The organism is Streptomyces sp. NPDC050508 (assembly GCF_040655155.1).
Taxonomy (GTDB): Bacteria; Actinomycetota; Actinomycetes; order Streptomycetales; family Streptomycetaceae; genus Streptomyces.
Map to the genome: position 1 here is coordinate 217,594 of NZ_JBFAJJ010000001.1, position 12,185 is coordinate 229,778.

Annotated in this window: 11 protein-coding genes; 4 read left to right on the top strand and 7 right to left on the bottom strand. The window is 71.0% G+C overall.

Annotation, left to right across the window (positions count from 1 at the left end; translation table 11 throughout):
• Window positions 1-28 precede the first annotated feature (28 nt).
• Both AB0I69_RS01005 and AB0I69_RS01010 read left to right on the top strand, forming a co-directional pair.
• Entirely contained in the window at window positions 29-1,312 is a 1,284-nt protein-coding gene (locus AB0I69_RS01005; RefSeq protein ID WP_363093327.1) for an SGNH/GDSL hydrolase family protein, read from the top strand.
• Between the two features lie 111 nt (window positions 1,313-1,423).
• Window positions 1,424-4,303: an NACHT domain-containing protein gene (locus tag AB0I69_RS01010; RefSeq protein WP_363093328.1), complete on the top strand. Its 2,880-nt coding sequence runs from the start codon at window positions 1,424-1,426 to the stop codon at window positions 4,301-4,303.
• A gap of 24 nt (window positions 4,304-4,327) precedes the next feature.
• Here AB0I69_RS01010 and AB0I69_RS01015 read toward each other — a convergent pair whose 3' ends face one another.
• Window positions 4,328-5,686, bottom strand: a complete 1,359-nt coding sequence (locus AB0I69_RS01015) for a nucleobase:cation symporter-2 family protein (RefSeq protein WP_363093329.1) — start codon at window positions 5,684-5,686, stop codon at window positions 4,328-4,330.
• Window positions 5,687-5,807: 121 nt separating this feature from the next.
• A complete protein-coding gene (locus tag AB0I69_RS01020) occupies window positions 5,808-7,154 on the bottom strand; it encodes an FAD-dependent oxidoreductase (RefSeq protein ID WP_363093330.1) in 1,347 nt (448 codons plus the stop codon).
• A 227-nt stretch (window positions 7,155-7,381) separates the two neighbouring features.
• On the opposite strand from AB0I69_RS01020, the gene AB0I69_RS01025 reads away from it, so the two are divergent.
• On the top strand, window positions 7,382-7,846 hold the full coding sequence (locus AB0I69_RS01025) for a DUF6214 family protein (protein WP_363093331.1): 465 nt from the start codon (window positions 7,382-7,384) through the stop codon (window positions 7,844-7,846).
• A gap of 9 nt (window positions 7,847-7,855) precedes the next feature.
• Here AB0I69_RS01025 and AB0I69_RS01030 read toward each other — a convergent pair whose 3' ends face one another.
• Window positions 7,856-8,608 carry a helix-turn-helix domain-containing protein gene (locus AB0I69_RS01030; protein WP_363093332.1) on the bottom strand — a complete coding sequence of 251 codons (753 nt, stop codon included), beginning with the start codon at window positions 8,606-8,608 and terminating at the stop codon, window positions 7,856-7,858.
• 262 nt (window positions 8,609-8,870) lie between these two features.
• Here AB0I69_RS01030 and AB0I69_RS01035 point away from each other — a divergent pair, with 262 nt between their 5' ends.
• Complete coding sequence (locus AB0I69_RS01035; protein ID WP_363093333.1) at window positions 8,871-9,119, top strand: DUF2630 family protein; 249 nt, start codon at window positions 8,871-8,873, stop codon at window positions 9,117-9,119.
• Between the two features lie 82 nt (window positions 9,120-9,201).
• On the opposite strand, the gene AB0I69_RS01040 is transcribed toward AB0I69_RS01035, so the two are convergent.
• The 4 genes from AB0I69_RS01040 to AB0I69_RS01055 form a co-directional block, all read right to left on the bottom strand.
• Complete coding sequence (locus AB0I69_RS01040; protein WP_363093334.1) at window positions 9,202-9,915, bottom strand: HAD-IA family hydrolase; 714 nt, start codon at window positions 9,913-9,915, stop codon at window positions 9,202-9,204.
• A 9-nt stretch (window positions 9,916-9,924) separates the two neighbouring features.
• Entirely contained in the window at window positions 9,925-10,440 is a 516-nt protein-coding gene (locus tag AB0I69_RS01045; RefSeq protein WP_363093335.1) for a hypothetical protein, read from the bottom strand.
• Window positions 10,437-11,081 carry a phosphatase PAP2 family protein gene (locus AB0I69_RS01050; RefSeq protein ID WP_363093336.1) on the bottom strand — a complete coding sequence of 215 codons (645 nt, stop codon included), beginning with the start codon at window positions 11,079-11,081 and terminating at the stop codon, window positions 10,437-10,439. The genes AB0I69_RS01045 and AB0I69_RS01050 overlap by 4 nt, the downstream gene beginning before the upstream one ends.
• A gap of 96 nt (window positions 11,082-11,177) precedes the next feature.
• Window positions 11,178-12,113, bottom strand: coding sequence for a M56 family metallopeptidase (locus AB0I69_RS01055; RefSeq protein WP_363093337.1), 936 nt, complete (start codon window positions 12,111-12,113; stop codon window positions 11,178-11,180).
• Window positions 12,114-12,185: the final 72 nt, after the last annotated feature.

The window sequence follows — 12,185 nt, forward strand, 5'->3', positions numbered from 1 at the left end:
CGATTCCCTCCCGAGGAAGGCGGATTCCGTGCAGCCCACGAGACGGACCGCGCTCATCGCCACGACATCGGCGCTGTCGGCCCTGGCCGCCCCCAACTCCGCACGTGCCGACGGACGTTCGTCCTCCGCCGCGCACTGGGTGACCAGCTGGACGGCGATGCCCCAGCTCACCGAGCCCGCCAACCTGCCACCGGCGCCGTTCACCGGGACCAGGTCGGTCCTGGTCGACACCACCCTGAGACAGACGCTCCGCGTCACCACAGGAGGCCGGAAACTGCGGCTGCGCTTCTCCAACGCCTACGGCGACACCCCGCTCCCGCTCACCGCGGTGACGGTGGCACTCCCTCAGGACGGCAGAGCGGGAGCGAGCGCGATCGTCGCCGGCAGCAGCAGACCGGTCACGTTCGCCGGACGCAGATCCGCAACCGTCCCCGTCGGCGCCCAACTGGTCTCCGACCCCTTGGACTTGGCCCTGCTCCCCGCGTCCGTCCTGACCGTGACGACCTACCTGGCGACTGGCCAGCCCTCGCTCGCGCTCACCTCGCACCCGGGCTCCCGCACGACGTCGTACCTCCGCACCGGCGACCACACCGAGGCCCAGGACCTGCTGCCCGGGGCGACCCCGGTCGACCACTGGTATCTGCTGAGCGACGTGGAGGTCCTGGCCCCGCGCGCCACCACGGCCGTAGCCATCCTGGGCGACTCGCTCACCGACGGCCGGGGCTCCACGACGAACGCCGACGACCGCTGGCCGGACCAGCTCTACGACCGCCTCCGCACCCGCCCCGACACCGCGGCCGTAGCCATCCTCAACCAGGCCGCCGGCGGCAACCGCGTCCTCAACGACGGCCTCGGCCCCAACGTCCTCGCCCGGCTGGACCGCGACGTCCTCTCCCGCAGCGGAGTCACCCGTCTCATCGTCTTCGAGGGCGTCAACGACATCGGCACCGCCGACGCGACCCCCGCCGCCCAACACCAGGTCACCGAGGACCTGTTGGCCGCCTACGGCCAGATCGTCGTCCGCGCCCACGCCCAGGGCATCCGCGTCTACGGCGCGACCCTGCTCCCCTTCGGCGGCAACACCTACGACGACCCGGCGGGCGAACGCGAGTCCTCCCGCCGGGCGGTCAACACCTGGATCCGCACGGCGGGTTGTTTCGACGCGGTCCTCGACTTCGACCGTGCCGTGCGCGATCCCGCCGACCCGCGCCGTCTGCTTCCGTCCCTCCAGGTCGGGGACTGGCTGCATCTCAATCCGGCGGGGTACGGGGTGCTGGCGGGGGCGGTGCCGGCGGGACTGCTGCGTCGCTGAGGGCGGTCGGTGCGGACGCGCGTGTGCCGGGTGCATTTCGGGTGGTACGGGCGGGTCTCATTTGTCGGCGCCGGGCTTATTCTCGCGCCAGGGCCGACTCGGGGGAGTGCTATGCGGTACTGGCGGCTTGTGGTCTGGGGCGGGGTGGCCGTGGCCACGGGGACGGTGTTCGCCGTCGCGGCCGGAAGCGGTGAGTTGAGCGACGCCGCGATGCTCACGACCGTCCTCGGCTTCGGTATCTCGGCATCGGGACTGGCCCTGAACTTGGCCCGCGGACCGTCCCGCGCACCCGAACCCCCGCCCCCGGACGAGGTGTTGGGCGCCCGCGCGGACCGGCTCGCCGACGCCGTACGGCGCCAGTGGCAGACCGAGTGGCGGCTGCGGCGCCTCCAGGACCCCGAACCCATGGCGATCCACTGGACCTCGGCGGAACCATGGCTCGCCGACGAACTCGACCACGACGACGGGGAGTTGCCCGACGCGTCCGACGGCATCGCCACCGCTCTGGAACAAGCGCCGTCACAACGCCTGGTCGTCATCGGGGAACCCGGCAGCGGCAAGACGGTGCTCTGTGTCCGGTTCCTTCTGGAGGTGTTGGAGGGCAGGGAGCCCGGAGGTTCCGTCCCCGTCCTGTTCCCGTTGTCCGACTGGCGCCCGCAGAGCGAGAGCCTGGACACCTGGCTGGCGAGATACACGGCCGACCACTACCCGGGTGCCTCCTGGGCGCGTGAACTGCTCGACGCGGCACGGGTGATACCCGTATTGGACGGGTTGGACGAACTGCCCGGGTCACTGCGCACGACGGCGCTGCGCCGCCTCAACGCCGACCTCGACGACGGCCGCCCTGTCCTGCTGACCTGCCGGAGCGACGTGTACGCCGAAGTGGTCCGGGCCGGCGACGTCCTCACCTCCGCCGCCGTAGTCGAACTGCAAGCCCTGTCCTTCGAGACCGCGACCCGGTATCTGCTGCGTACCGCCCGGCCGGTCAGGGGCGCCGACGGTCGACGCGCCACCCGATGGCACCCGGTGGTCGAACGGCTGCGGGCCACCCCCGAGGACCCGCCCTGCGCCATGCTGCGCGCCGTACTGCGCACACCGCTCATGGTGACCATGGTGCGCACGGTCTACGAGGACTCGGACGCCGACCCGATGGAACTCCTGGACCGGCCGTGGCCCGACCTCGCCGCGCTGGAGGCCCACCTGCTCGACGCGTTCGTACCGGCGGCGTTCCGGGACGACACACACCGGCTCGACCGGACCCTCGACGCCCTCGTCTTCCTGGCGCGTCACCTCGAACGGCGGCACACCCGCACCCTCGCCTGGTGGGAGCTGCGCCGCGAACTGCCGTGGCCGCTGCGGGAGTGGGGGCCGCTGCTGCTCTTCGGCTCGGTGCTGCTGGCGGTGGTTCTGGCGGCGACGGGACCTCGGGGCGGATGGACGTTCGCGTTCATCGGGGCACTTCTCGTCCCTGTTTGCGTAGGTCAGACGGTGTTCCTGAAGGCCGGCGGGTGGCGATCGAACCGATCCTCGACGGCACGACTGGGGCGTGTTCCCCGTGAGTTGGTGCTGCTGACGGCGGGCGCCGTGACCCTGGGCGCCGCCCTCGGTGTGTGCAGCAGTCTGGACGGACGGTCGTTCTCCTCCGATCCGGTACGGTTCCCACACCTGGGGGCGATGGCTCTGGCCCTGACCGCGGGTCTGGCACTGGCCACCGTGCTGGCGGTGCTGGGCCTGCTCGGCGATCCGGCACCCGTCATCGTGCCGTTGAGCGTCGGCCGGGCGAGCCGTCCCTGGCGGTGGGGCCTGGGGATTCTGCTGGTGCTCCTGGCCGCGGGGCTCGGCGCACTGCTTCCCGCCGCCTTCTTCCTCGGCGTGCAACTCATCGTGGTGTGCGCCGTGTTCGGGGGACTGGGCGCGGCGCTCGCGATCTGGCGGTACCCGCGCGCCGACGTACGTCCTCCGGGCGGGGGAGTCGGCGCGCGGCACCTCCCGAGCCACGGTCGGCGGCGCGCGTTCGCCGGGCTGAGCCGGGGACTGGCTGCCGGACTCCTGCTTGGCGTGGCGTTCGGCGCCGCGGACGCCGCCACGCTCGCGGGCCGCTCGGCCACCTACCCGGAGTTCCCGTCCGGCGGTGTGTGGAGCTCCGCCGCGGACGGCCGTTCCGTGCTGGTGACGCCCGACGGCTGGAAACACCTCCGGCTGCCGGACGGGACCCGCGTCGCGATCACCCCGGGAGCGATCGACTGGACCGTCGATCGGTGGCACGACGGCTCGCTCTACGCCGAGACGACCGACGAGCCTTGCTACGGCCCATGTGACGAAAGGTTTCATCGACCGGTCGAACTGGAGATACGCCCCGGGCGCGAGGACCTGCTGGCCAAGTTGCCCGACGGCACCCTCGTGCTGAGCTCCGACCTGGAGAACGAGATGCCGCTCGCCACCGCGGAATGGCTGCTGAGGGGCACCCCCGGTGCTCTCTTCGGGCAGGCCCTCGGCGCGGGTGTCCTCTTCGGCCTGTCCCTCGGGCTCGTCGGCGGAGCGACGGCCGCTCTGCACCGGCGGCTGGTGACTCCCGCCGAAGTCACGCAGGTCGGTACACCGTTGGACGGTCTGCGGGCCGACCGTGCCACGGCGGTCAGCCGAGGCGTTCTCTTCGTGCTGTGCGGCCTTCTCGGCACCACGTTGGTGACCTATGCCGCACAACCGCTGCGTCTGGACGTGTGGGACGCCAATGGGAACATCTCGGGGACAGCGACCTTCGTCCTGCCGGCCGTCGCCCCCTTCGCCGTGGTCCTCAGCGCCTGGGGCTGGTTCCTCGTCACCCGCCTGTGGTTGTGCGGAGCCGGCCGGCTGCCCTGGCGGCTCATGGCCTTCCTGGAGGAGGCGCATCGCCGGGGCGTGCTGCGGCAGACAGGTGCGGTGTACGAGTTCCGGCACGCGCGCCTTCAGGAACGGCTGGCCGCGTGGCCGGTCGCCGACCGGCCCACGTGACCACCGCTCCGCTCATATCCGTGTCTAGGCCACCCCTTCCGGCGACTTCTCGACGACCACCGCGGGGGTCGTCGAACTGCCCTTCACAGGAAGGTGGTTGAAGATCAGGTTCAGCACGATTGCGGTCAGGCAGCCCGCGCTGATACCGCTGTTCATCACCGTCTGGAACCAGTCGGGGAACTGCGCGTACACCGTCGGCACCCCGACCGGGAGCATGCCCACGGCCACCGAGACGGCGACGACGGTGAGGTTGTGGTTGTCCTTGAAGTCGACCTGGGTCAGCGTGCGGATGCCGCTCGCGGCGACCGTGCCGAACATCACCAGGCCCGCACCGCCGAGCACCGGTGCCGGTATCGCCGCGACGACCGCGCCGAGCTTGGGCAGCAGGCCGAGCACGACGAGGATTCCACCGGCGACGGCGACGACCCAGCGGCTGCGGACCCGGGTCATGCCTACGAGGCCGACGTTCTGCGCGTACGCCGTGTAGGGGAACGTGTTGAAGATGCCGCCGAGGACGGTGGAGAGGCCGTCGGCACGCAGACCGTCGGCGAGCGAGCGCGGCTCGATCCTGCGGTCGGTCATCTCACCGACCGCGATCAGGTCGCCGGTCGTCTCCGTCATCGTCACCAGCGCCACCACCAGCATCGACACGATCGCCGAGGCGTGGAAGGTGGGCGTACCGAAGTGGAACGGCGTGCTGATGCCGACCCAGTCGGCGTCCCCGACCCCGCTGAAGTCCGTGAACCCGAACACCACTGCGGCCACGAGCCCCACGGCCATACCGATCAGTACCGCGATCCGGCTGAGGAACGCCGGCGCGAACCGCTGCACACCGAGGACGACCACGAGGACGAAGGCCGCGAGCGCCAGGTTCTTCGGCTCGCCGAAGTCCTTCGCGCCCTGGCCGCCGGCCGCCCAGTTGCCAGCCGCCGGCAGCAGCGACAGACCGATGATCAGGATCACCGTGCCGGTGACCAGCGGCGGGAAGAAGCGCAGCAGCCTGCCGAAGACGGGGGCCAGGAGCGCGATGGCGAGCCCCGCGATGATCACGGACCCGTAGATCGCGGGCAGTCCGCCGCCCGTCGTACCGATCAGCACCATCGGCGACACGGCCGCGAACGTACAGCCCTGCATGATCGGCAGGCGCACGCCGAACCGCCAGAAACCGATGCACTGGATGAGCGTCGCGATACCGCACACCAGCAGGTCCGCGGTGATCAGATACGCCAGATCGGCGGCCGACAGCTTCATCGCGCCGCCCACGATCAGCGGCACCGCCACCGCGCCCGCGTACATCGCGAGCACGTGCTGGAGCCCGAAGGCGGCCAGTTGCCGTACGGGTGGGACCTCGTCGACGGGATGCACGGGTGTGGTCGTTGCCATGGGCACTCCTGAGCGGCGGAGAGGGAGAAAGGGGGAGAACATGCGGACAGCACGAGACCGTAAGCGCCTTGAACAGTTTGTTGATTTCTGGGTTGTTGCCGCTGTGTGTCATGCCCTTCTGCTACGTGTGCGACCCACGTACCGCCGCCAGCAGCGCCTCCCAGTCAGGCAGTTTGACCACACCACCCCGCCCCAGCGAGGCCCCCAGCTCGGCCTCGGCCCGCTCGATGGCCTCCCACCCGGCCCACTCGACCGGCTCGATCCCTTCCGCACGCAGCACGGCGAGGAGGTCTTCGGGCGGTTCGTGCCGTACGAGCAGGGAGGCGTCCTCCAGCAGGGACGTCACCGTCTCCTTGGCGTCCGGGCGGTTGGTGCCGATGACGCCTGTCGGGCCCCGCTTGATCCAGCCGGCCACGTACTCGCCGGGCACGGTCCTGCCCCCGCGCACGACGCGGCCCGCCCGGTGCGGCACGGTGCCGTGCTCGGCGTCGAACGGCAACCCGTCCAGCGGCACCCCGCGATAGCCCACCGAACGCAGCACCAACTGCGCCTCGATGTCCTCGAATTGACCCGTCCCCAGCACTCCGCCCCGCCCGTCCGGCGCGGTGCGTTCGAAGCGCACGGCGCCCACGTGCCCCGCTACGGTGAGGAGTTCGACGGGGCGGAGGAAGAAACGGAGGTGGATACAGCGCGGGGCACCCTGGGGAGGCAGCGCGGCCCAGTGGCTGAGTGCCTCCACGTTGCGGCGCCGGGCAGGGGGCAGGGCGGAGGGGTCGAGACAGTCCGGGTCGAGCGCCAACTCGGCCGGATCCACGGTCACTTCGGTCTCCGGGAGGCCGCCCAGCTCGCGCAGTTCCTTGGTGGTGAAGCGGGCCTGTGAGGGGCCGCGCCGGCCCACCATGTGGATGTCCGCCACCCCGCTCGCGGCCAGTGCGGTGAGCGCTGCCTGCGGCATGTCGGTGCGGCTCAGCTCGGCCGGGCCGCGCGCCAGCATCCTTGTGACGTCCACCGCGACATTGCCGACGCCGATGACCACGGCCGAGCGTGCGCCGAGCACGAAACCGTCGCCGGTGGAGTCCGGATGGGCGCTGTACCAGGCAACGAACTCGGTCGCCGACCAGCTGCCCGGCAGCTCCTCGCCGGGAATTCCGAGGTGACGGTCGGTGGCGGCGCCCACGCAGTACACGACCGCGTCGTACAGCTCCCGCAGCCGCGCGGCCGACAGCCCGCCGGGCCCCACCGGCACCCCGCCGAGGAACCGCACCCGCTCGTGCTCCAGGACCGACCGCAGGCTGCTCTGCAGCGACTTGATCTTCTCGTGGTCCGGCGCCACGCCGTAGCGCACCAGACCGTACGGGCACGGCAGCCGGTCCAGGACGTCGACCAGCACTTCCGGATCCTGTTGGACGAGGCTCTGGGCGGTGTAGACCCCGCTGGGTCCGGAACCGACGACGGCGACACGCAGCACGGCGGAACTCCTCACCCTTCAGGCACACAGGAGATCGCTGAATCGCCAGACCACTGACAGCTCCAGGATCGCACTACTGGTGCTCCGCTGACAGGGTGCCGTGCGCACCCGTACGCGCCGGGGGCGTGCGTGTCCGTTCGTATGGAATGTGATCATGCGGTTACTTTGCGTGTGTGCTAGAAGCATCCTTTGTTAATCTTTCCGATCGCTGCCCGGCGGACGGTGCGGTGTCCGTGTGGCCCGCGTGGGAAGTGCAGGAGCACGACGGGGCCACCTCGTGGTTCCACGTCCGGCTGGCCTTCGCCGACGGCGCCCGGGTCGACGCACTCGCCGTGGTGTCCGACCAGTGCGTCTCCGTCGAGGACGTGCGGGCCCAACCCGCCCTCTCCCTCGACGACTTGACGGTGCTGGCCGACTGGATCGAGGGGCCTCTCTTCGAGGCGTGCGGACTGGAACCGGAGGCGGTGGAGGGAGAGGAGTCGGGCGGAGCGCGTCGAGCCCGGCCGGCCTGGCCGCGTGGCATCGAGGGGCGCTGGCTGGTGGCTCAGGAGTACCGCGCCGCCCAGGAAGAGGGTGTCGATCCCGTCCTCGCGGTGATGTGCGCGACCGGACACAGTCGGCGCCGGTCTCTCCGGCTCATCTCCCAGGCGCGCGACGCGGGTTATCTGACGCCTCGTCACGCCCGGCGCTGAGCGGGTCCGTTACGCGCCGGAGGACGTGGTCGGGCGGTCGTCGGTCGGGCGGTTGTCGGCGGACTCCTCGCCCGACGACCCGTTGTCCACTGGCCCGTCACCCGCTGACCTGTCGTCCGTCGCGAAGAATCGCGACAGATCCGTGTCGGCCGTCCCGCTCGGCGCACCCGCATCCGGCGGAACCCCCAACTCCCAGTCGAGTCCGTACCGTTCGAACAACTCGGTCCGCAGCACCGGAATCGACATCGGTACCCCTGGCACGAGCGCCGCGTACACCGCACCCATGAGGAGCGCCCGCAGCATCGGATAGTCGGACGGGACGTTCCCCGACCCGTACCCCGCGATCGTCTCCCCGAGCAACTCTTGCAGCCGCCGCTGCTCCGGGCACTGCACGAAGCCCTCGCCCTGGAGGAGCCCGGCCATGTGCTGGCGCATCAGCACGGGCCGGTCGTGCGCGAGGCCCAGGATCGCGTCGATGGCCCGCGCCATCCGCTCCCGCCCGTCCGTGGTCCGCGGCTCGCGCTCCAGCGCCTCCTGCAGGGTGCAGTGCATCAACCGGTGCACCGCGGACTGTACGAGCTGGCGTTTTCCGGGGAAGTAGTACGACACCAGCCCGCGCGCCGATCCGGCCCGGTCCGCGATGTCGCCCAAGGTCGTGGCCTCGAATCCGCGCTCACCGACCAACTCGACCGCCGCCTGCAGGAGCCGTTCCCGGGAACGCCGTCGCAACTCTTCATTGACCGAGGCGCTGCGCGGGGACATGCTGTAACTCCTGCGTTGACTGGCTATCAGCCAACTATACTCAGGACGTCCGGGTCCCCTGCCATAGGGGCCTGGCGAATGCTGCCGTCCGTCTGGGGCGACGCGGGGGATCGTCTCAGGCGGGCGGCTCCTTTTCACCCCAATGGTTTCCTTGGGCGACTTTTGACCGGGCCTCCGGCGCCGCCTTCCCGCACATCTGTCGCACGGCACGTGATCCGTCCCTAGAGTGGGCACGGGTGACGAGCCGAGGAGGCACACGGGCATGGAGCAGGACCAGCAGATCTTCGCGCGGATCAACGAGATGGTCGACGACGAGCGCAAGCTCCGGGAGGCACTCGCGTCCGGCACGATCGACGCCACCACGGAACACCAGCGACTCGGGCAACTGGAACGCGAACTCGACCAGTGCTGGGACCTGTTGAGGCAGCGCCGCGCCAAGGCGGAGTTCGGGGAGAACCCGGACGAGGCGCGGGTGCGCCCGGAGTCCGAGGTGGAGGGGTATCAGGGGTGACCGGTCGGGCCGGGTGCAGGGGTGGGGCCCGGCTCACGCCCTCAGGCCGGCTGACGCCCTTGGGTCGGCCCTGGCCCTGAAGTCAGCCCTGGCCCTGAGGCCGACCTGGACCGGCCAGGTCCAGCACCGGTCGTATGCTGTCGGGCCGTTCGGTCACCGGTCGGTGGTCCACGAAGTGCACTCCGCACCCCAGGGCCGCCGCCCCGCCGTCCGCCCGTCGGTCGTCGCCGACCATCAGTACGTCCTTCGGGTCGACGCCGAGCGCCTCGCAGGCGACCGCGAACAGCCGTGGGTCCGGCTTCTGGACGCCGTGTTCGTACGACAGGACGTAGGTGTCCACGTATGCGTCGAGGCCGTGCTCGCGGAACACCGGCCGCAGATCCCAGCCGATGTTGCTGACCACACCCACGCCGATCCCGCGCTCGTGCAGTGTTCGCAGCACGGCTTCCGCGTCCGGGTACGGCGTCCAGGCAGCCGGCGTCATGTGCCGCTCGTACAGCGCTTCGTGCAACGCCGGGTCGGGGAGCGGGACTTGGCGTGAGACGCCGGTGTACGCGGCCCGGTGCAGTGCGGAACTCTCGTCCCGGATCGCCCACATCTCGGCGAACTCCGCGGGTAGTTGCTCCGGCTGCGCTCCACCCGGCATCGCCCCCGCCGACTCCAGCGCCCGCGCCGCCTCGGCCAACTCCGGCTCGGGCAGCGCCGTCCCGGTCTCGCGCAGCACGGCACGCAGCCAGGACTCGGTGGACTCGATACGGAAGAGGGTTCCGGAGAAGTCGAAGAGGACGGCACTCATGTGGTGATCTTACGCAGCCACGTTCCACTGGACCGGAAGCTCACTCCCGCAGAACACGCAGACGAACTCGTCCTCACGCACGATGTTGATCTCCCGGCACGTTGTGCAGCGGCGGAACACCACGGCGTGGGTGAAACCGGCGGGACGGTCGATTCCGACCCGGTCGAGAGCGCGCGCCACCGCAGGCCAGGAGTCGAGGTGGGGACAGTAACCGGTGGACTGGTTGCTGACCTCCCGGACGACCCGGAGCCCCGCCGCGCGCCCGAATCCCATCTCACCCGCGCCCAGCACGTCGGCGCCCCCGGCACACGCCACATGCTCACTCCGGCGAGGCGCCAGGCGCAGCAGTCCGTCCAGGCCGACGACGTGGGTGAAGGGCTCGGCGAGTTCGTCCTTGTCCCGTCCGCTCAGCCAGGCGTCCAGATCGGCGGCCGACCGCACGACCCGGCCCTCCGACCCCGGCCGCACGAGGTCCAGCAGCTCGGCGGGTCCGACATAACGGTGCCGCCGCCCGGCCGTGCTCACACCCACCGCCGTTCGTACGCCCCGACAGCCACCGCCACCACGAACGCCCCCAGAACCCATCCGCCCACCACGTCCGACGGCCAGTGCACGCCCAGCCACACACGGGTCAGACCCACACCCGCCACGGAGATCACCGCCAAGATCATGGCCGTACGCCACACAGCGCGTCCGGCGCCATAGTGGTGGAGCAGCCACAGGAGCAGGCCGCAGACCACCGTGGCGGTCATGGCGTGGCCCGAGGGGAAGGCCGCGTAGTGGGCCGAGTCGACGGGGTCGGGCCACACCGGGCGGGCGCGGCCGACCAGTGCCTTCAGTGCCTGCTGCAGCAGTGTGCCGAGCGCACATGTGGCCGCCAGCCATAGGGCCGTCCACCATGCCGAACGCCGCCACACCAGCCACACCATGGCGACCGCACATACAAGGCGCATGGTCAGTGGATCCCAGACCCAGTCGGTCAGGATGCGGCACGCACGTGTCACCCCGTTGTCCTCGACCGCCCACCTGTGGGTGGTCCTGGCGATCCGTTCGTCGACGTCGATCAGCGGGCGCCATTCGACCGCGACCAGGGTGAGGAGAAGCGCGGAGCACAGCGCCAGGAAGATGCTGGTCTGCCGGAGAGTCGGGCGGGGCGGGTAGCGCATGGAAAGATCCTCGCCGACTCACGGTGAGCGGGGCCGGCCCGCCCCCACGGCGACCTCTTCCTCAGCGCTCAGTGCTTCCTCCTCGTCGGCTCTTCCTCAGCCGAGCGCCCGCAGCCCCGGTACGAACGCCACCAGCACCGGAACCACCGGGACGAGCGCCGCCGTCGCGGTCAGCCCGAGGCGGCGCGTCGCCGTGAGCCGGTCCGGGGGAGTGAGCAACCGGTGCACCCGCTGCGGGACATGGGCCTGCGGCGTGGGACAGGGCCCGAACACCCCACGGTCCTCGTTGAGTTCGACCAGTGCGAGCGCGGTCGTGAGGCGGCCGAAGCGGCGGGAGGCCATGTCGTCGGCGGCGAGTTCGACGAGCCGGTGCATCTCGTCCCGGAACGCGGCGAACACCGGTACCTGCGGAAAGCCGTTGGCGAGCGCGGCCGAGCAGTGCAGCAGCCAGTCGTGCCGGGCCTGCGCGTGCCCCTGCTCGTGCGCGAGCAGTGAGTCCAGCTGCCGGCCCTTGAGCCGTCGCAACGCGGCCGTGGTGATGACGAGTTGGGGCGCGGGGCCGGACATCCACCAGGCGTCCGGCCGCTCGCCCTCCAGCACGACCAACGGCTCGGCGCCGGGCTCCTCACCGGGCAACACCGGCGCGCGCACGAGGAGTTCGGCTCTCCGTAGCCGACGCCGCGACCGGGCTCGTACGACTTCACGGACCAGCATCGCCACGGTCCACGCCCCGCCGCACGCGAGGGCAACCGCGGTCGCCGCCGCCCAAGGCCCGGCCGTTACGAGGGGATAGGCGTCGAGAACAGCGTGCGGGGCGTTGGCGAAGACATGGCCCCGCACCGCCTGCCACGCGGCGGCGGCGCTGAGCGTCATCGAAAGGGCGCAGCACAGAAGGACGGCCGCCACCACGCACTGCCACACCCACAGCGCGACCACCGGCTCATGGTCCGGCCAGTCGGCCCGGGCGAGCAGCCGTGGGGCGACGACGGCGGCCAAGGCGCCGAGCAGCAACAGTGCCGCGGGGACCATCATGGGAGCACCCTACGAGCGCCGCGGTGATCAGGGGTACGGCTTGTTACGGCAAAGTGACGCAGACCACGATTT

Bases quoted from the DNA above. Each gene is read 5' to 3' on its own strand.
- AB0I69_RS01010 (WP_363093328.1), top strand. From the start codon at position 1,424: ATGCGGTACTGGCGGCTTGTGGTCTGGGGCGGGGTGGCCGTGGCCACG.
- AB0I69_RS01015 (WP_363093329.1), bottom strand. From the start codon at position 5,686: ATGGCAACGACCACACCCGTGCATCCCGTCGACGAGGTCCCACCCGTA.
- AB0I69_RS01030 (WP_363093332.1), bottom strand. From the start codon at position 8,608: ATGTCCCCGCGCAGCGCCTCGGTCAATGAAGAGTTGCGACGGCGTTCC.
- AB0I69_RS01035 (WP_363093333.1), top strand. From the start codon at position 8,871: ATGGAGCAGGACCAGCAGATCTTCGCGCGGATCAACGAGATGGTCGAC.
- AB0I69_RS01040 (WP_363093334.1), bottom strand. From the start codon at position 9,915: ATGAGTGCCGTCCTCTTCGACTTCTCCGGAACCCTCTTCCGTATCGAG.
- AB0I69_RS01050 (WP_363093336.1), bottom strand. From the start codon at position 11,081: ATGCGCTACCCGCCCCGCCCGACTCTCCGGCAGACCAGCATCTTCCTG.
- AB0I69_RS01055 (WP_363093337.1), bottom strand. From the start codon at position 12,113: ATGATGGTCCCCGCGGCACTGTTGCTGCTCGGCGCCTTGGCCGCCGTC.